The 18431-nt window shown below is 75.3% G+C and carries 16 protein-coding genes; 10 read left to right on the forward strand and 6 right to left on the reverse strand.

The features are described 5' to 3' along the window. Positions 1-140: 140 nt before the first annotated feature. From VM95_RS21200 to VM95_RS21215, 4 genes are all read right to left on the reverse strand, one after another. Complete coding sequence (locus tag VM95_RS21200) at positions 141-1007, reverse strand: glycerophosphodiester phosphodiesterase (RefSeq protein WP_052706495.1); 867 nt, start codon at positions 1005-1007, stop codon at positions 141-143. Positions 1008-1145: 138 nt separating this feature from the next. Further along, on the reverse strand, positions 1146-2333 hold the full coding sequence (locus tag VM95_RS21205; RefSeq protein WP_052707481.1) for an SUKH-4 family immunity protein: 1188 nt from the start codon (positions 2331-2333) through the stop codon (positions 1146-1148). Between the two features lie 1080 nt (positions 2334-3413). Beyond that, positions 3414-5963 carry a toxin glutamine deamidase domain-containing protein gene (locus tag VM95_RS45255; protein WP_052707482.1) on the reverse strand — a complete coding sequence of 850 codons (2550 nt, stop codon included), beginning with the start codon at positions 5961-5963 and terminating at the stop codon, positions 3414-3416. A gap of 28 nt (positions 5964-5991) precedes the next feature. Then, the gene (locus tag VM95_RS21215; protein WP_045699217.1) at positions 5992-6393 is read right to left on the reverse strand and encodes a hypothetical protein; all 402 of its coding nucleotides are present in this window, start codon (positions 6391-6393) and stop codon (positions 5992-5994) included. A 158-nt stretch (positions 6394-6551) separates the two neighbouring features. Between VM95_RS21215 and VM95_RS21220 the strand changes: the two genes are divergently transcribed. Next, entirely contained in the window at positions 6552-7466 is a 915-nt protein-coding gene (locus VM95_RS21220) for a DUF3109 family protein (protein ID WP_078860284.1), read from the forward strand. Between the two features lie 15 nt (positions 7467-7481). Here the strand turns inward: VM95_RS21220 and VM95_RS21225 are convergent, their stop codons facing one another. Both VM95_RS21225 and VM95_RS21230 read right to left on the reverse strand, forming a co-directional pair. Further along, the gene (locus tag VM95_RS21225) at positions 7482-8651 is read right to left on the reverse strand and encodes an NADH-quinone oxidoreductase subunit D (protein ID WP_045699221.1); all 1170 of its coding nucleotides are present in this window, start codon (positions 8649-8651) and stop codon (positions 7482-7484) included. Continuing rightward, a complete protein-coding gene (locus VM95_RS21230; RefSeq protein WP_045699223.1) occupies positions 8648-9664 on the reverse strand; it encodes an SAM-dependent methyltransferase in 1017 nt (338 codons plus the stop codon). The genes VM95_RS21225 and VM95_RS21230 overlap by 4 nt, the downstream gene beginning before the upstream one ends. Positions 9665-9794: 130 nt before the next feature. Here VM95_RS21230 and VM95_RS21235 point away from each other — a divergent pair, with 130 nt between their 5' ends. The 9 genes from VM95_RS21235 to VM95_RS43765 all read left to right on the forward strand — a co-directional run. Beyond that, positions 9795-11024 carry a sensor histidine kinase gene (locus VM95_RS21235; RefSeq protein WP_045699225.1) on the forward strand — a complete coding sequence of 410 codons (1230 nt, stop codon included), beginning with the start codon at positions 9795-9797 and terminating at the stop codon, positions 11022-11024. A 20-nt stretch (positions 11025-11044) separates the two neighbouring features. Beyond that, entirely contained in the window at positions 11045-11734 is a 690-nt protein-coding gene (locus tag VM95_RS21240; RefSeq protein WP_045699227.1) for a response regulator, read from the forward strand. 94 nt (positions 11735-11828) lie between these two features. Next, positions 11829-12752 carry a Rossmann-like and DUF2520 domain-containing protein gene (locus VM95_RS21245; protein WP_045699229.1) on the forward strand — a complete coding sequence of 308 codons (924 nt, stop codon included), beginning with the start codon at positions 11829-11831 and terminating at the stop codon, positions 12750-12752. Continuing rightward, complete coding sequence (gene panC, locus VM95_RS21250) at positions 12753-13658, forward strand: pantoate--beta-alanine ligase (protein WP_078860286.1); 906 nt, start codon at positions 12753-12755, stop codon at positions 13656-13658. It begins immediately after the preceding gene. A 55-nt stretch (positions 13659-13713) separates the two neighbouring features. Beyond that, positions 13714-14163, forward strand: a complete 450-nt coding sequence (gene panD / locus VM95_RS21255) for an aspartate 1-decarboxylase (protein ID WP_045699232.1) — start codon at positions 13714-13716, stop codon at positions 14161-14163. A 15-nt stretch (positions 14164-14178) separates the two neighbouring features. Beyond that, positions 14179-15852: an L-aspartate oxidase gene (locus VM95_RS21260; RefSeq protein ID WP_045699234.1), complete on the forward strand. Its 1674-nt coding sequence runs from the start codon at positions 14179-14181 to the stop codon at positions 15850-15852. A gap of 4 nt (positions 15853-15856) precedes the next feature. Then, a complete protein-coding gene (gene nadC, locus VM95_RS21265) occupies positions 15857-16825 on the forward strand; it encodes a carboxylating nicotinate-nucleotide diphosphorylase (protein WP_045699236.1) in 969 nt (322 codons plus the stop codon). Between the two features lie 49 nt (positions 16826-16874). After that, positions 16875-17660: a type III pantothenate kinase gene (locus VM95_RS21270; RefSeq protein WP_045699238.1), complete on the forward strand. Its 786-nt coding sequence runs from the start codon at positions 16875-16877 to the stop codon at positions 17658-17660. A 114-nt stretch (positions 17661-17774) separates the two neighbouring features. Beyond that, positions 17775-18431, forward strand: a 657-nt coding sequence (locus VM95_RS43765) for a hypothetical protein (RefSeq protein WP_208615500.1), incomplete at its 3' end; no start/stop codon positions are given.

Genomic DNA, 18431 nt, shown 5'->3' on the forward strand with positions numbered 1-18431 from the left:
GGGGCGGCGGGAGATCGGTTGTGGCGGTATTCGCGCTGGTCCGGGACCGGTTCCGGTACGGGTTCCGAGCGGATTCCGATCGGGCTCCGGGCGGGTTCCGATCGGTTCGGTGGCGGCGGGCGCCCGTTGTCGTCGGGCGGTCAGTGCCCGCGCGCGGAAACCCGGCGCTCGGGCAGGCAGTTCGTGTCCGACCAGTGGCGGGCCTTGCCGGGGGTGTCGGTGATCACGCCGTCCGCGCCGCGGGCGGCCATGGTCTGCCAGGACTCCTCGTCGTCGACCGTCCAGACGTACACCTCCCGGCCGGCCCGGTGCTCGGCGGCGATCCGGGCCGCGCTCGCCAGCGGGGTCTCCAGCGCCAGGCCGTGCAGCGGCAGGTCGCCCGGGTTCTCGGCGATCGCGGAGCCCTGGATCAGCACCACCGGCAGGTTGGGGGCGGTGGCGTGGGCGCGGCGCAGGTGGTCGGCGGAGAAGGAGTACAGGATGACGTGGGCGCCGCTGGCGGCCGCGATCCGGGCGATCCGGGTGACGTCCTCCGGGGTGCGCTGCCACTTGATCTCCATCAGCAGCGTGGCGTTGCTGCCGCTCAGGCGCTTGAGCAGCTGTTCCAGGGTGGGCACCGGCTCGGGCGAGCCGGGGCCGACCGTCACCCGCAGCGCGGCGATCTGGGCGGCGGTCAGGTCGGCGACCGCGCCCTTGCCGTTGGTGGTGCGGTCCACGGTCGGGTCGTGCATCAGCACCGGCACGCCGTCCCGGGTGGTCTGGACGTCCGTCTCCAACCAGTCCGCGCCCTGGTCGAGGGCCGCCTCGAAGGACGCCATGGTGTTCTCGGGAGCGCTGCGCGGGGAGCCGCGGTGGCCCACCACCAGCGGGTTGTCGCAGGCCGGCGGGGCGGCCTGCGCGCGGTTGCGCAGCACGGGGCCGTCCACGGGGGCGGCGGCGCACCCGGCCACCAGGAACGCGAGCGCGGCGAGGGCGGCCGTCTGGGCGGCGCGGGGCGAGGCGGTCACGGCTCGGTGGCTCCAGCTCCTGCTCGGGCGGGTTCGTCGAACTGGTCTGACCGCTCGACGGCACTGTTCGGTTCCCCGGCGGTCCGTCCGGGTCCGGCTCCCTGAGGCACAACGGGCGGGGCCGGCGACCCGGATCGATCAGAGCAGCCCGTCCCACAATTGCTCGACGATGACGGCCCACCAGTTCTCCGGATCGTCGAAGACCGTACCGTCCAGCGCCGCCAAAGCACGCTGCAACCCGTCCACCGCCACTCCGGCGGCCGCCGGATCGAGCCCGCGCAGGCCGGGCAGCCGGTCGGCGAACAGCTCCAGGCAGCGGAGGAAGGAGCGCAGGTCGGCGTTGCAGTGGCGGGCCGTCGCGTCGTCCGGGTCCACGGCGCGGACGGCGCCGTCCGCCGCGTCCAGGGTCACCAGCGCCCAGCCGTCCGTCCCGAGCACCACCAGGCCGTCGAGCGCCGCCCGCTCGCGCTCGGCCGCCCGGGTGCCGCGCCCGAGCTCGGCCAGGTGGGCGGCCAGGGCGGGCAACGCGCCGGGCGGGCGGGACCCGTCCGCGATCGCGGGCACCCCCGGGTGGTACAGCGCGAAGAAGCCCGGGACGGCGACCGGCACGCCCACCGCCCGCAGCAGGGCGGCCGCCTCACCGGGCAGCCCCGCGCCGGCCACGTCCGCCGGGTCGAAACGCCGCACCCCGGCCGGGCCGAACCGCTCGGCCAGCCGGGCCGCCAGCACCGCGTCCGGCTCCGCCGGGGGCCGCGTACCGATCGGGGCGCGCGGGAACGGCACCCGGTTGCGGGCCGGGCCGCCGTCCTCCGGCGCGGGCAGCGCCCGCACGGCGGCGGCCCGGTGGTCGAAGCGCGGACCGTACGGCAGGGTGAACTCCGGCCGGACCTGCGGGAGTTCGGCAGCCAGCGCGTACGCCCAGTAGCCGCCGGGCAGGGCGCCCACCCGCAGGTCGGTCCGGACGGCCAGCACGTCCTCGGGCGCCACGCCCTGCTCGCGCAGCCACCACCAGCCGCGCAGCGCCGGATGCGGGCGGCCGGGCGCCGAGCGCAGCGCGAGCGAGCACGGCTCACCGGCGGCGTCCCGGTAGAGCAGCTCGGCCCGGGCGCCCCGGCCGGTGACCGGCGGGAGGGCCGGGTCGTAGCCGCCCGCGCCCACGAAGTCCCGGTAGAGGGCGACCACTTCGTCCACCGGCACGGACGGCCACACCGTGAACCGCCCGCTCAGCCGGTCCACCACCCCACAGGCCGCCCCCACCTCCTCGGGCGCCCGGCGCTCACCCGTCCGCAGATCGACCACCACCGGCACCGGCTCGGCCCACACCACCCAGCCGCACTCGAACTCGTACGTACGGACCCGACGCCCCTGCCCGGCCCCCTGCGGCAAACCCCCGTTGACCCACCGGTTCCCCACCTCCACCGCCTGCGCCCACGAGATCACCCCACGCACCCCCGTCCCCCAGCCCCGACCCCTCGCCGCGACCCTACGCCCCCACCGGCCCCAGCGATTTCCCGCACAACCGGAGGACACCCCCAGCACCGAAACGCCGGCCAGCCCGAGGCCCGCACGAGAAGTCGGCCCGGCCGACTTCCTGCGCGGCAGCCAGGCAGCTCCGCGCCCAGCACAGACCCACAGGCCCAAAGGCCCGCACCAAAAGTCGACCCCACCGACTTCCTGCGCGACGGCGACCAACCCGCGCCGGAAGTCCAGCCCAGCAACCTCACCCACGGCAGCTCGCCTGCACCAGAAGTCGGCCCCACCGACTTCTCGCGCGGCGGCCACGGGGCCGCGCGAAGCTCGGCCCACCCGGCCCGCGCCGCAGCAACCCACCCACGCAAGCAACCAGACCAAGCGGCATCCCGTACGGCAACTCACCCGCACAGGAAGTCGAACCGGCCGACTTTTGGCGCAGGCGAGCCCACGCGAGGCATCGGGCCGGGCCACTCCCCGCGCAGCTGAGGGCCACGGGCGCAAAGGCCCGCACGAGAAGTCGGCCGGGCCGACTTCCGGCGCGGCAGCAGCCGGCCCGCAGGGGATCTCCGGCCGAGGCACCTTCCCTGCCCGGCACCTCACCCGCACGAGAAGTCGAACCGGCCGACTTTTGGCGCAGCGGCCAGCCCCACCCGTGGTATCGGGCCGGGTGGCTTCCCGTGCAGGACGAGGCCCGCACGAGAAGTCGGCCGGGCCGACTTCCGGCGCGGCAGCAACCGGCCCACAGGGGATCCCAGGCCGAGGCACCCTCCCCGCCCCGCAGCTCACCCGCACGAGAAGTCGAACCGGCCGACTTTTGGTGCAGCGGCGAGCCCCACCCGTGACGTCGGGCCGGGTGGCTTCCCGTGCAGGACGAGGCCCGCAGCGGAAGTCGGTCCCGTCGACTTCTCGTGCGGCGGCAACCGGCTCGCTCGGTCAGCGGGGCGGGGTGAGGGCGAGGGGGTGGCCTTCGGGGGTGAGGGTGATGGACCAGAGGCCGTGGGTGGCGGGGTGGAGGGGCGTGGGGGCGCGGCGGGCGAGTTGGTGGTCGAGGTAGGTGACGGTGTCCTGGTGGTTGACGGCGTTCCACGCGTGCGGGCGGCCGAAGGCGTCCAGGGTGAGGAGGAGTGCCTGGGAGCCGTGGCCGGCGCGGCGCAGTTCTCCGGTGAGGCGGTCGAAGGCCTGGTCGCCGTCGCCGAGGTCCTGGAAGGGGGCGCCGAGTTCGCGTTCGGCGCGGTCGCGGCCGCCGCGTTCGCCCGCGTCGCCCTCGGTGGGGATGCGCGGGGCGGCGCAGGTGGGGCGGCCGGCGTAGGTGTCGACGGCGGAGAGCGCGATCTCCAGGCTGTTGTTGGCGCGCCCCGGTTCGCGGTACCCGCCGGCGTTGACGGCCTCGGCCCAGTCGCCGGGGGCGGCCGGGTCGGGGTGGGGGACGGGCAGTCCGTTCTCGTCCCGGGGCACGCGGCGTTCGAGTTCGGCCTGGTGCTGGGGGTCGACGGGCGCGAGGCCGCCGGGCAGCCCGTACGGGCGGCTGTCGGCGATGGCGCGCGGCCGGGCCGCCAGCTCGTCCGGGGCCGCGCCGTGCCGAGCGCGCAGGGCGAGTCGCAGGACCGTCGCGTGCGCGGTGGTGACGGGGACGACGCCCCAGAGGGGGCTCTGGTCGGTGGCCGGCCCGGTGCCGTCGCGGCGGCGGCCGTCGAGGTGGCGGCCGTCGAGGTGGTGGGGTTCTGGCCGCCCGACCACCGGGGTGGTACCGACCACCGGAGTCGTCCCGATGATCGGCGGCAGCGCCTGGGGCGGTACGGCACCGGCAGCGGGCGTGCGGACGGTCGGGGGCCCGGCCCCGATGCCGCTGCCGAAGGGCGCCGCGCCTGGCGGCACCGCGGGCGCGGGCCCGGCGCCCGCGAGCGGCCCGGGACCGACCGGCGGGACGACGCCGGGCACCGGATAGCCGCCGGCCACCGGCGTCCCGAACGACGCGGGCATGCCGACCTGCCGCACAGCCGCCGGGGCCTCCGGCGCCGGGCCGACCCACGGCCCGGCGGCGGGCGCGGGGGCGGGCGGTGCGGCGGGCGGTGCGGCGACCGAGTCCGTCCGTACGGTGACCGGCGTGCCGCCCCCGCCGGACGCCGGTGCGGCCAGCGGGTAGTCCCCGTCCGGCCACCCCGCCGAGCCGCCGCTCGGGTGGGCGGGCGCGGCGGGCGCGGCGGGCGCGGCGGGGGTCCGCTGGTGTCCGTCGCCCCATGCCGGTCCGTCGTCGCGCGCGGGCGGCGGCGACCAGTCGGCGGCGGCGGTCACGGCCCGGTGCCCGCCGCGCACGGCCGCGGGCGCGGCAGGCGCGCTGTCAGTGACGTCCCCGGCAACGCCCCCGGCGACCTCCCCGGCAACATCCCGGGCGGCGGCCGGCGCCGCCTCGGCCACGACGGCCGAGGCCACTGCCAACGGGCTGCCCGGCGGCCTGCCCCTCTCGTCATCCGCGCGATCGACGGCCTGCGCCCCGACGACGGGCTTGCCGTCCGGCCCGGTGAGGACCTGCAGCCCGGCGGCGTCGGCGACCGGCGTACCGTCCGCCCGCAGGATCACCGGCCTGCCGTCCGCGCCGAGCACCGGTTGCCCGTGCTCGTCGAGCTCGACGCTCAGCCCGGGCACGCCGACGACCTGCCTGCCGTCCTCGCCGGTGAGCAGGACGAGCCCGGTGCCGAGCGGGTCGACGCCTCCGCCGCGGTAGGAGGCGGCGGTGACCCGGGTGCCGTGGCCGTGCCCGTGCCCGGTGTCGGGGCCGAGCCGGAGCAGGTGGACGGCCGACGGGTCCTTGAGGGCGGTGGCCATGGCGTCCTTCATGGCGCGGCCGAGTTCGGTGAGCAGGCCGTCGATCTTCAGTCCGGCGGCCTCGACGGCGACGGCCTCCACCGCCCCGGCGACCTGCGCGGTGGCGGCGGTCCTGACCTTGCCCGCGAGGCCGGCGAAGCCGCCGAGGCCCTTCTCGCCGCCCACGACCGCGCCGCCCACGACGACGCCGTTGCCGGTGGCCGAGGCGGTGGCGACCGGCGCCGCCTCAGCCTTGGCCCCGCCCTCGGTCTCGCCCTTGGCCTCGGCCGTCGCCGCGGCTTCCTCGGCCTGCTTCAGTTCCGCGGCGAGCTGCCGCAGGGTCGTGGTGATCTCGGCCTTGCAGCCGTCCACCGCCCGGGCGGCCGTGTCGAAGGCGGTGGCGACCAGGCCGACCGCCGTGTGCGCGTCGTCCAGGTGGCCCTTGCCTCCGCCGCTGAACGCCTGCCAGTACGCGGCGAAGGCCTCGACGGCGTGGCCGGAGTTGTCGGCGGTCACCCGCCGGACGGACTCGCCGCAGCGACGGGCGGCCCCCTCCGCCTCGGCGGCGAACTCCCGCCACAGCGCGGCGGCCTTGCGCAGGCCGTCCTCGTCGGCCTGCGGCCAGTGACGGCCGGTCCTCGCCAGGGCCGGGACGAGTTCCTCGGGCAGTTTCCGGGACACGCGCGTCCTCCCGTTCGGGCCGGTGCCGTCAGACCGACATGTCCGTGAGGACGGTCGGCGCCGCCCCGGGGGTTGCCGGTCGCGGGGGAACCGCCGCCCCCGCGCCGAACCCGGTCGCCGCCGAGGTGTCCGCGTCCGCCGTCCGCCCGGCCATCGCGTGCAGCCCGGCCCCGACCTGCCCGAGCCGGGTGGACAACCCCCGCAGCCCACCGGCGAGTTCGCCGTGCGCCGGGCCCCAGGCGGCGGCGAAGGCACCGCCCGGTCCGTCCGTTCCCCAGGGGGCACCGAGTGCGGCGAGCCCCCGCTCCAGGGCGCCCACGGCCTTCGCCAGCTCGCGCCCGACCTTCTCGAACTCCCGCCCCTCGCCGTGCAGTTCCCACGGCTTGAGGACGAACTCCGGTGCGCCGGAAGCCTTGTCGCCGCTCGCCATCCCCGTACCTCCCGCTCGACCGGCCGCCATCCTAGGCACCCCGGCGCCGCGTACCGGTGGCGGCGAGGCGCCTCTTCACTCCCCCTTCACCCCGACGCCGGGCGGGACGCCACCCTCCCGTTCCGCCCGGTACGCCGGGAAAGCTCTACCCTTGCCGGGTGGCACCAGCAGAAACGTCCAAGAAGAAGGCCAAGGCGAAGCCCGAGGCCGCCTCCGCCCCCGCTTCCACCCCAGCCCCCGTCGACCTCGCGATGCCGACGCTGCGCCGCGAGATCCCGCGCGACGAGGTCCCGCTGGACTTCCCCCGCGCCTGGGTCGAGTTCGCCGACCCGGACGACTCGGAGCAGGTCTTCCGCTGCGACCTGACCTGGCTGACCTCCCGCTGGTCCTGCGTGTTCGGCCAGGGCTGCCACGGCATCCGCGAGGGCCGCGGCGCCTCGGACGGCTGCTGCACGCTGGGCGCGCACTACTCGGACGAGGACGACGAGAAGCGCGTCCTGAAGCACGCGGCCCGGCTGACGCCCGAGCTGTGGGAGAACTTCGCCGAGGGCACCGACGCCAAGGGCCGGCTGAAGTCGGACGGCGGCATCACCATGCTGGACGAGGACGGTGACCGCCAGACCCGCCGGGTCAACGGCGCCTGCATCTTCGTGAACAGCCCCGGCTTCGCGGGCGGCGCCGGCTGCGCGCTGCACGCGCTCGCCCTCAAGGAGGGCCACGAGCCGCTGGAGTTCAAGCCGGACGTCTGCTGGCAGCTGCCGATCCGCCGCACCTACGACTGGATCGACCGCCCGGACGACACCCGCTACCTGCAGGTCTCGATCGGCGAGTACGACCGCCGCGGCTGGGGGCCGGGCGGCCACGACCTGCACTGGTGGTGCACCGGCGCCCCGGCCGCGCACCAGGGCGCCGAGCCGGTGTACGTCAGCTACCGCCCGGAGCTCACCGAGCTGATGGGCAAGGCGGCGTACGGCGTGCTGGCGCGGCTGTGCGAGGAGCGGATCGCCACCAAGGGCGACCGCAAGGTGGCCCCGCACCCGGCCGACCCCGCCCGGAAGAAGAACAACAAGTAGCGCCCCCGCGCCGGCCTACTTGTCGATGTCCCCGACCACGAAGAACATCGACCCGAGGATCGCCACCATGTCCGCGACCAGCGTGCCCGGCAGCAGTTCGGTCAGCGCCTGGACGTTGTTGAACGACGCCGAGCGCAGCTTGAGCCGCCACGGCGTCTTGTCGCCGCGCGAGACCAGGTAGTAGCCGTTGATCCCGAGCGGGTTCTCGGTCCAGGTGTAGGTGCTGCCCTCGGGCGCCTTGAGCACCTTGGGCAGCCGCTGGTTGACCGGGCCGGGCGGCAGGGTGGCGAGCTTGTCGAGGCAGGCGTCGGCGAGGTCCAGCGAGTTGACGGTCTGCTCCAGCAGGCACTCGAAGCGGGCCAGGCAGTCGCCCTCCTCGCGGGTGACCACGGTGAGCACCTGCCGCAGCTCCTCGGAGCCGTACGCGAGGTAGGGCTCGTCGCGGCGCAGGTCGAAGTCGAGGCCGCTGGCCCGGGCGATCGGGCCGCTGACGCCGTACGCCTCGGCCTGCGCCCGGGTGAGGACGCCGACGCCGGCGGTGCGGGCGCGGAAGATCTCGCTGCCGAGGACGAGGTCCTCGATGGCCGGCAGCTGCGCGCGGACGGCGGTCATGGCGGCGCGGACCCGGCCGAGCCAGCCCGCCGGGACGTCCTCCTTGAGGCCGCCGACCCGGTTGAACATGTAGTGCATCCGCCCGCCGGAGGCCTCCTCCAGCACGTGCTGGAGCTCCTCGCGGCCGTTGAAGGCGTGGAAGATCGGGGTGATCCCGCCGAGCTCCAGCGGGTAGGAGCCGAGGAACATCAGGTGGTTGAGCACCCGGTTCAGCTCGGCGAGCAGGGTGCGCAGCCACACCGCCCGCTCGGGGACCTCCATGCCGAGCATCCGCTCGACGCCGAGCACGACGCCGAGTTCGTTGGAGAAGGCGGAGAGCCAGTCGTGCCGGTTGGCCAGCATGATGATCTGCCGGTAGTCCCGGGCCTCGAACAGCTTCTCCGCGCCGCGGTGCATGTAGCCGATCACCGGCTCGGCGGTGACGATCCGCTCACCGTCCAGCAGCAGGCGCAGCCGCAGCACGCCGTGCGTGGCGGGGTGCTGCGGGCCGATGTTGAGCACCATGTCGGTGGTGCCCGCCTCGCCCGTGACGTTCTCGGCTCCCGCCCCGATGCCGACCGTGGTCTCCCTCATGCCCCCAGAGTCTGCCATCCCGGCAGGGCCTCCAGGGTCAGAGGTACCGGCATGCGGACGGCCTGCAGGACCCACCCGAAGCCGCCCAGCCCGGCCGGGTCGGTGAGTTCGGCCCCCTCCCCCGCGCCGCCGAGCGCCCGCAGGTAGGCCGCCGGGTCGGTGGAGGCGAGGGCCAGCGGCGGGCGTTCGCCGCTCACGCCGAGGGCGCGCAGGGCCTCGCGCTGGGTCGTCCACAGGCTGTGGAGACCGGGGACGGCGATCGAGTCCAGCGCGACGTGCGCCGTCACGTCGCAGGAGCCGTCCGGCACCGGCGCCACCTCGCGGCCGTCCCGGAACCCGGCGAACGTCCCGGCGAACGGCCGCCGCCGCGCCGTGTGCCCGTAGTCGACGGCGACGGCCAGGCCGCGCTCCAGCCCGGCGACGGCCCGCGCCCAGGCGGCGTCCCGGGGGCCGCCGAACTCCACGACGTCCCCGGGGTGTTCGACCGGCCACCAGCGCTCGGCCCAGGCCGCGTCGGCCGCCGACACCGGCTCGCCGGAGCGCTCCTCACCGGTGGCAGTGTCCACCTCGACGTAGCGCAGCACCCCGTCCTCGTCCACTTCCCCGGCGTCCAGCGGCACGTTGTCCAGCCACTCGTTGGCGAACAGCAGCCCGGTGACACCGCGCGGCGGCTCGTCCGTCCACAGGGCTGTGGACGGCAGTGCGGCGGGGCGCCCGGCGATCTCCACGCCGTACGGGCGCAGCCGCGCCAGCACCTCGCCGGGCAGTTCGGCCAGCACCCCGGTGAGCAGTTCGCCGCGCCCGGCCCCGACGTCGACCAGGGCCAGCTCCGCCGGCCGGCCGAGGGCCGCGTCAACCTCGACCAGCAGCCGGGCCACCGCGCGGGCGAACCTGGGCGAGGCGTGCACCGAGGTGCGGAAGTGCCCGGCCGGGCCCTCCGGCCGGTGGTAGAAACCGCCGGCCGGGTCGTACAGCGCCTGTTCCATGGCGGGCGCCCACCGCATCCACGTCATGGACGGGGACGCTACCGGGCTCCGGGCCGCCCCTCGGAACCGGCACCGGGACGTCTCCGACCTACGGAGTAGGAGCGGATCGCCCTACCGGCTGACCTGGGCACCGTGCGCGACTGCCTACGCTGGAGAGGTGCATCGACTCAACGCCTGGCTCCGCCGTCACCCCATGGTGGTCGACGCCGCCTGGGCGGCGATCGTGCTGTTCCTCGGCCTGCTGCCGAACGCCGACTACCCCGACAGCGGCTGGCGCTTCGACGCCCAGGTCCTGGTCGCGGTGCTGCTGCCGCTGCTGATGGTCTTCCGCCGCCGCTTCCCCGACGTCACCGTGGGCGCCGCCACCGGCATCGCGGTCGGCCAGGTGGTCGCCGACGTCGAACCGGGCGGGTCCTCCATCGCCTACCTGGTCTTCGCCTACACCGGCGCCGCCTTCGGCCAGAAGTGGACCTCCCGGCTGGCGCTGGCCGCCGGCCTGGCCGCCGGCCCGCTGGTGTTCTGGCGGATGAACCCGATGAAGACCACGGTGGAGGCCGGCGAGGTGCACACGCACCCGTACGGCATCGGCGAGGCGATGCTGATCACGCTGCTGATGAGCACGCCGTTCATCCTGTGCTGGGCGTGGGGCCGGCTGACCCGGGTGCGCCGCGCCTACCTGACCGAGCTGGAGGACCGCGCCGCCCGGCTGGAGCGCGAGCGGGACGCCCAGGCGAAGGTCGCCGTCGCCGCCGAGCGCGCCCGGATCGCCCGCGAACTGCACGACGTGGTCGCGCACAACGTCTCGGTGATGATCGTCCAGGCGGACGGCGCCGCGTACGTGCTCGACAACTCCCCGCAGCAGGCCAAGCAGGCGCTCGGCACCATCGCCACCACCGGCCGGCAGGCGCTCACCGAGATGCGCCGCCTGCTGGGCGTGCTGCGCACCTCCGACTCCTCGGCCGAGGAGTACCTGCCGCAGCCGGGCGTCGAGGAGCTGCCGGAGCTGCTCGAACAGGTCCGCACGGCCGGCCTGCACGTCGACTACGACACCTCGGGCCAGCCGCGCGAACTCCCGCGCGGCGTCGAGCTCACCGTCTACCGGATCGTCCAGGAAGCCCTCACCAACGTCCGCAAGCACGGCGGCCCGCACGCCCACGCCCGGGTCGCCGTCGACTTCGGCGAGCGCGAACTCGCCGTCCTGGTCGAGGACGACGGGCGCGGCACCACCGACGAGCAGCTCACCGCCCACGGCACCGACGGCCCCGGCCACGGCCTGATCGGCATGCGCGAGCGGGTCGGCATGGTCAGCGGCAGCCTGGACGTCGGCCCGCGCCCCGGCGGCGGCTTCCGCATCCGCGCCGTCCTCCCGCTCAAGGCAGCACACTGACCCCTCCGAGGAGAGCCCCCTTGACCATCCGCGTGATGCTCGTCGACGACCAGGAACTGCTGCGCACCGGCTTCCGGATGATCCTGCAGTCGCAGGGCGACATCGAGATCGCCGCCGAGGCGGGCGACGGTGTCCAGGCCCTGGAGAAGCTGCGGCACACGTCGGTGGACGTGATCCTGATGGACGTCCGGATGCCGCGCCTGGACGGCGTGCAGGCCACCCGGCGGATCTGCCTGGCGGAGGACGGCAGCCCGCTGCCGGGCGCCCCGCGGGTGCTCATCCTCACCACCTTCGACCTGGACGAGTACGCCTTCGCCGCGCTCAAGGCCGGGGCCAGCGGCTTCCTGCTCAAGGACGTCCCGCCGACCGAGCTGGTGGCCGCGATCCGCGCGGTGCACGGCGGGGACGCGGTGGTCGCCCCGACCACCACCCGCCGGATGATCGACCGCTTCGCCGAGGTGCTGCCCACCCCGCAGAGCACGCCCGGCTCGGACGTCGTCGCCCCGCTGACCGAGCGCGAGCGGGAGGTGTTCCTGCTGGTCGCCCAGGGGCTGTCGAACGGCGAGATCGCGGCCCGGCTGGTGCTCTCCGAGGCCACCGTGAAGACCCACGTCGGCCGCATCCTGGCCAAGCTCGGCCTGCGCGACCGGGTGCAGGCCGTGGTGCTGGCGTACGAGGCCGGGCTGATCCGGGCCGGGGCGACGGACTGACACCCCCGTGGACGGACTGACGCCCCCGTAGACTGGGGCGGTACGTCCGGTACCCGCAGCGGACCGGAACGGTCATTCAGGACAAGGGTGGCGCGTGAACACCTTCGACGACGGCTTCGGCGATCCGAGCGACCCCGGCAACCGACCGGCCCGCCTCGCCGTGGGCGTGGTGGGCACCGGGCGGGTCGGCCCCGCGCTGGGCGCCGCGCTGCAGCTCGCGGGGCACACGGTGGTCGCCGCGTCCGGGGTGTCCGCCACCTCCCGCCGGCGCGCCGAGGCGCTGCTGCCGGGCGTGCGGATCGTCACCCCGCCGCAGGTGCTGGCCGCCGCCGACCTCGTCCTGCTGACCGTCCCGGACGACGCGCTGGCCGACCTGGTGGCCGGCCTGGCCGCGACCGGGGCCGTCCGCCCCGGCCAGCTGCTCGTGCACACCTCCGGCGCGCACGGCGTCGCCGTCCTGGAGCCCGCCACCCGGGCCGGGGCGCTGCCGCTCGCGCTGCACCCGGCGATGACCTTCACCGGCACCTCCGTCGACCTGGCGCGGCTGGCCGGCTGCCCGTTCGGCGTGACCGCCCCCGAGGAGCTGCGGCCGGTCGCCGAGGCGCTGGTGGTGGAGATGGGCGGCGAGCCCGAGTGGGTGCCCGAGGACGTCCGCCCGCTCTACCACACGGCCCTCGCGCACGGCGCGAACCACCTGGTCACCCTGGTCGCGCAGGCCATGGAGCTGCTGCGCACGGCCGGCGTCGCCGAGCCCGGCCGGATGCTCGGCCCGCTGCTCGGCGCGGCCCTGGACAACAGCCTGCGCTCCGGCGACGCGGCCCTCACCGGCCCGGTCGCCCGGGGCGACGCGGGCACCGTACGGCGCCACCTGGCGCAGCTCAGTACGGTGTCCCCGGACATCCCGGCGGCCTACCGGGCGATGGCCCGCGCCACCGCGCAGCGGGCACTCGCCGGCGGGACGATCGACGAAGCGTCGGCGGCGGCGCTGCTGGACGTACTGAACGAGGAGAAGCGCTAGATGGCACGCGGTAAGCAGCCGAGCAAGGCCCAGCGGACGCCCAAGGTCCACCGGGCGATCGTCACGAACACCGTGGACGACTTCGAGGCCGCGTTCTGGCCCGACGAGCGGCCGGTGGACAACGCCGTCGTGATGACCATGGGCGCGCTGCACGAGGGCCACGCCGCGCTGGTCCGCGCCGCCCGCAAGCAGGTCGGCCCGGAGGGCCGGGTCGCGGTGACGGTCTTCGTCAACCCGCTGCAGTTCGGCGCCGGCGAGGACCTGGACCGCTACCCGCGCACCCTCGACGCCGACGTGAAGCTGGCCGAGGAGAACGGCGCCGACGTGGTCTTCGCCCCGTCCGTCGACGAGGTCTACCCCAACGGCGAGCCGCAGGTGCGGCTGGCGGCCGGCCCGATGGGCGAGCGCTTCGAGGGCGCCACCCGCCCGGGCCACTTCGACGGGGTGCTCACCGTCGTCGCCAAGCTGCTGCACATCACGGACCCGGACTACGCCTTCTTCGGCGAGAAGGACGCCCAGCAGCTGGCGATCATCCAGCGGATGGTGGCCGACCTGGACTTCGACGTGGAGATCGTCGGCGTGCCGACCGTCCGCGAGGAGGACGGGCTGGCCCGCTCCTCGCGCAACCGCTACCTCTCGGAGGAGGAGCGCACCCGCGCCCTCGCCCTCTCCAAGGCCCTGTTCGCCGGCCGGGACGTCGCCGCGCAGGGCCCGAAGGCCGTGCGCGAAGCCGCCGCGGCCGCGCTCGACACCGCCGAGGGTGTCGACCTCGACTACCTCGCCCTGATCGACCCGCACGACTTCACCGAGGCGGCGGACGACTTCCAGGGCGAGGCGGTGCTGGCCGTCGCCGCGAAGGTGGGCTCGACCCGCCTGATCGACAACGTCCGCATCATCGTCCGGTAGTTCACGAAGAGCTCTTCCCCTCTCAGGCATGCACTCACAGGAGGCGTGACCCGCAATGCTCCGCACCATGCTCAAGTCCAAGATCCACCGGGCCACCGTGACCCAGGCCGACCTGCACTACGTCGGCTCCGTCACGGTGGACGAGGACCTGCTCGACGCCGCCGACCTGCTCCCCGGCGAGCTGGTCCACATCGTCGACATCAACAACGGCGCCCGGCTGGAGACGTACACCATCGCCGGCCCGCGCGGCACCGGCGTGATCGGCATCAACGGCGCGGCCGCCCGCCTGGTCCACCCCGGCGACCTGGTCATCCTCATCGCCTACGGGCAGATGGACACGGCCGAGGCCAAGGGCTACCAGCCGAAGGTCGTCTTCGTGGACGAGCGGAACCGGATCACCGGCATGGGCGGCGACCCGGCGGACGCCCCGGAGGGCAGCGGACTGCTGCGCGGGGACGCGGCGTACCGTGACGGGGACGGCGCGGCCACCTCGGCCACGCACTGAAGGAGCCACTGAGCCATGTCCGTTACGCATCGCCTCACCGCCCCGGCCCCCGGCTGGACCGCCACCACCGACGTGGTCGTGGTCGGCTCCGGCGTCGCCGGACTCACCGTCGCGCTCAACGTCCGCAAGGCCGGCCTGCGGGCCATGGTGGTCACCAAGGCGGTGCTGGACGAAGGCTCGACCCGCTGGGCCCAGGGCGGCATAGCCGCCGCCCTGGGTGAGGGGGACACCCCCGAGCAGCACCTGGACGACACCCTGGTGGCCGGCGCCGGGATCTGCGACGAGGAGGCCGTGCGCACCCTCGTCACCGAGGGCCCGGACGCCGTCCGCCGGCTGATCGCGGTCGGCGCCGACTTCGACCGCGACGAGGACGGCGAGATCCTGCTCACCCGCGAGGGCGGCCACCACCGCCGCCGGATCGTGCACGCGGGCGGGGACGCCACCGGCGCGGAGGTCTCCCGCGCCCTGGTCGCCGCCGTCCGCGAGGACCCGGACCTCGAACTGATCGAGCACGCCCTCGTCCTCGACCTGCTGACCGACGCCGAGGGCCACGCCGCCGGGCTGACCCTGCACGTGATGGGCGAGGGCGCGCGCGACGGCGTCGGCGCCGTCCGGGCCCGCGCGGTGGTGCTCGCCACCGGCGGCATGGGCCAGGTCTTCTCCGCCACCACCAACCCGCCGGTCTCCACCGGCGACGGCGTGGCCCTGGCGCTGCGGGCCGGCGCCGCCGTCACCGACCTGGAGTTCGTCCAGTTCCACCCGACCGTGCTCTGGCTCGGCCCGGAGGCCGAGGGCCAGCAGCCGCTGGTCTCCGAGGCCGTGCGCGGCGAGGGCGCCCACCTGGTGGACGCGGACGGCGTGCGCTTCATGGTCGGGCAGCACGAGCTGGCCGAGCTGGCCCCGCGCGACATCGTCGCCAAGGCGATCACCCGGCGCATGCAGGAGCAGGGCGCCGACCACATGTACCTGGACGGGCGGCACTTCGGCGCCGAGATGTGGGAGCACCGCTTCCCGACCATCCTCGCCGCCTGCCGCGCCCACGGCATCGACCCGGTCACCGAGCCGATCCCGATCTCCCCGGCCTCGCACCACGCCTCCGGCGGCGTCCGGACCGACCGGCACGGCCGCAGCTCCGTCCCCGGCCTGTACGCCTGCGGCGAGGTCGCCTGCACCGGGGTGCACGGCGCCAACCGGCTGGCCTCCAACTCCCTGCTGGAGGGCCTGGTCTTCGCCGAGCGGATCGCCGCCGACCTGGCCGAGCTGCACGCGGCCGGCGAACTGCCCGAGCGCACCGTGGACGTCGCCGCCGCGCAGGCCGCCCGCGCGGTGCCGCTGCCGGCCTCCGAGGCGCGCGCCGAGATCCAGCGGCTGATGTCGCGCGGCGCGGGCGTGGTGCGCTCGGCCGCCTCGATGGCCGAGGCCGCGGCCGGGCTCGCGCTGATCGCCGAGCAGGCGTACGCGCACGTGGCCGAGGAGAAGCCGGCCGACCCCCGGGTGGAAACCTGGGAGGCCGCCAACCTGCTGACGGTCGCCACCGCCCTGGTCGCGGCGGCCGCGCAGCGCGAGGAGACCCGCGGCTGCCACTGGCGCGAGGACTTCCCCGAGCGCGACGACGCCCACTGGCGGCGCCACCTGATCACCACCCTCGCCGCCTCCGGCGACCTTGTCAGCACCCCTGAGGAGCAGTAGAACCATGACCCACTCCCACGAGGAACTCCCCCTGGCCGACCAGGGCGGCTGCGGCGACGGCTGCGCCTGCGGGGACGGCGAGGGCTACGAGACCGGCCTGGACCCGCAGTTGGCGGAGCTGCTGGAGAACGCCGGGCTGGACCCGGTCGAGGTCGAGGACATCGCCACCCTGGCGCTGGCCGAGGACCTGGCCGGCGGCGAGGACGTCACCTCGGTGGCCACCGTGCCCGCCGACGCCGTCGCCACCGCCGACTTCACCGCCCGCGAGGGCGGCGTGGTGGCCGGCCTGCGGATCGCCGAGGCCGTCGTCTCGCTGGTCTGCGAGGAGGAGTTCGAGGTCGAGCGGCACGTCGAGGACGGCGACCGGGTCGAGGCCGGCCAGGTGCTGCTGTCGATCCGCTCCCGCACCCGCGACCTGCTCACCGCCGAGCGCAGCGCCCTCAACCTGCTCTGCCACCTGTCCGGCATCGCCACCGCGACCCGGGCCTGGGCGGACGCCCTGGAGGGCACCGGCGCCGTCGTCCGGGACACCCGCAAGACCACCCCGGGCCTGCGCGCGCTGGAGAAGTTCGCGGTGCGCTGCGGCGGCGGCGCCAACCACCGGATGGCGCTCTCGGACGCCGCGCTGGTGAAGGACAACCACGTGGTCGCGGCCGGCGGCGTGGCCGAGGCCTTCCGGGCCGTCCGGGCCGCCTACCCGGAGCTGCCGGTCGAGATCGAGGTGGACACCCTGGAGCAGATCGCGCCGGTGCTGGACGCCGGGGCCGACCTCATCCTGCTGGACAACTTCTCCGTCGAGCAGCTGAAGGAGGCCGTCGCGCTGGTGGCGGGCCGGGCCAGGCTGGAGGCCTCCGGCGGGCTGACCCTGGCCACCGCGCGCGAGGTCGCCCAGACTGGTGTCGACTTCCTGGCCGTGGGCGCGCTCACCCACTCCTCGCCGGTCCTGGACATCGGCCTGGACCTGCGCGCCTGACCGTCCGGAGTCGACCGCAGACCCGTCCCGACTCGCAGAAAGCGTCCCCGTGCTCCTCACCATCGACGTCGGCAACACCCAGACCACACTCGGCCTGTTCGACGGCGAGGACGTGGTGGAACACTGGCGGATCTCCACCGATCCGCGCCGCACGGCCGATGAACTGGCGGTGCTGCTGCAGGGGTTGATGGGCAACCACGCCGCGGTCCGGGAGGCCGTGGTGGAGGGGCTGGCGATCTGCTCGTCCGTTCCCGCCGTGCTCCACGAGCTCCGCGAGGTGACCCGCCGCTACTACGGCGACGTCCCCGCGGTGATCGTGGAGCCCGGCGTGAAGACCGGGGTGCACGTCCTGATGGACAACCCCAAGGAGGTCGGCGCCGACCGGATCGTCAACGCGCTGGCCGCCAACCACCTGTACGGCGGGCCGTGCATCGTGGTCGACTTCGGCACCGCGACCACCTTCGACGCGGTCAACGCCCGCGGCGACTACGTCGGCGGCGCGATCGCCCCCGGCATCGAGATCTCCGTCGAGGCGCTCGGCATGCGCGGCGCCCAGCTGCGCAAGATCGAGCTGGCCCGCCCGCGCAACGTGATCGGCAAGAACACCGTCGAGGGCATGCAGTCCGGCATCCTGTACGGCTTCGCCGGGCAGGTCGACGGCCTAGTCGAGCGGATGGCCCGGGAGCTGGCCAAGGACCCGGACGACGTCCAGGTGATCGCCACCGGCGGCCTGGCGACGCTGGTCCTCGGCGAGGCCACCACCATCGACGTCCACGAGCCCTGGCTGACCCTGATCGGCCTGCGGCTCGTCTACGAACGCAACCGGCCGAGCTGACGCTCCCCGGCGCGGGGCCGGTCGGGTCCGGGCGGTTCCTCCCGTCCGGCCGATCGTGGGTTGTTCGGCGCGACGTTACCGACAAATCGGATATTCCTCACGTAGTGTCAACCCATGCCTACGCCACACGGATCGCGCGGCGGCATGGCCTTCAGCGCCGACGAAGTCCGCGTGCTGCGCCGCGCCCTCGCCCACGCCCTGCACCCCGCCGTCCCCGTCCACCTCCAGGGGCCCGACCGCACCGCCTGCACCGGCCCGGGTGCCGAGCTGTGGGCCGAGGACGTCCAGGACGCGCTGTACCTGACCGAGGCGATCGACGAGGCCGTCCAGGAGGGCGGCCGGCTGCGCGCCTTCCTGCTCGCCGACCTCGGCCGCTACCGCTCCGCCCTGCCCGGCGGCGCGACCGGGTACCTGGAACGGCTGGAGGAGGCCGTGGCGGACGGGTACCTGCCCGGGCCCGAGGACCTCACCGCGCTGCGCGGGCTCACCCGGCAGCCCTGCGGGCAGCACGAGCGGGCCCGCCGCTCCCGGCTGGCCGGCCGCTGCCACGCGCTCGCCGAGGCCGCCGTCCGCGAACGGCTCGCCCTCACCTCCGGGCAGCACCGCCACCTGGTGGCCGTACCGAACCCCGCCGCACCGCCGAGCAGTCTCCCCATCCCTGTTGGAGGACGGATCACCATGAGCAGCACCGACTCCCGCGACTCCCGCCCGGAGCAGCCCGCCGCCACCCCGCCGGCCCCGCGCCGGGGAGCGTCAGCTCGGCCGGTTGCG

It is taken from the genome of Streptomyces rubellomurinus, assembly GCF_000961885.1.
In the GTDB taxonomy this organism is placed as follows: domain Bacteria; phylum Actinomycetota; class Actinomycetes; order Streptomycetales; family Streptomycetaceae; genus Kitasatospora; species Kitasatospora rubellomurina.

Bases quoted from the DNA above. Each gene is read 5' to 3' on its own strand.
- VM95_RS21215 (WP_045699217.1), bottom strand. From the start codon at position 6,393: ATGGCGAGCGGCGACAAGGCTTCCGGCGCACCGGAGTTCGTCCTCAAG.
- VM95_RS21225 (WP_045699221.1), bottom strand. From the start codon at position 8,651: ATGAGGGAGACCACGGTCGGCATCGGGGCGGGAGCCGAGAACGTCACG.
- VM95_RS21230 (WP_045699223.1), bottom strand. From the start codon at position 9,664: ATGACGTGGATGCGGTGGGCGCCCGCCATGGAACAGGCGCTGTACGAC.
- panC (WP_078860286.1), top strand. From the start codon at position 12,753: ATGGCACGCGGTAAGCAGCCGAGCAAGGCCCAGCGGACGCCCAAGGTC.
- panD (WP_045699232.1), top strand. From the start codon at position 13,714: ATGCTCCGCACCATGCTCAAGTCCAAGATCCACCGGGCCACCGTGACC.
- VM95_RS21260 (WP_045699234.1), top strand. From the start codon at position 14,179: ATGTCCGTTACGCATCGCCTCACCGCCCCGGCCCCCGGCTGGACCGCC.
- nadC (WP_045699236.1), top strand. From the start codon at position 15,857: ATGACCCACTCCCACGAGGAACTCCCCCTGGCCGACCAGGGCGGCTGC.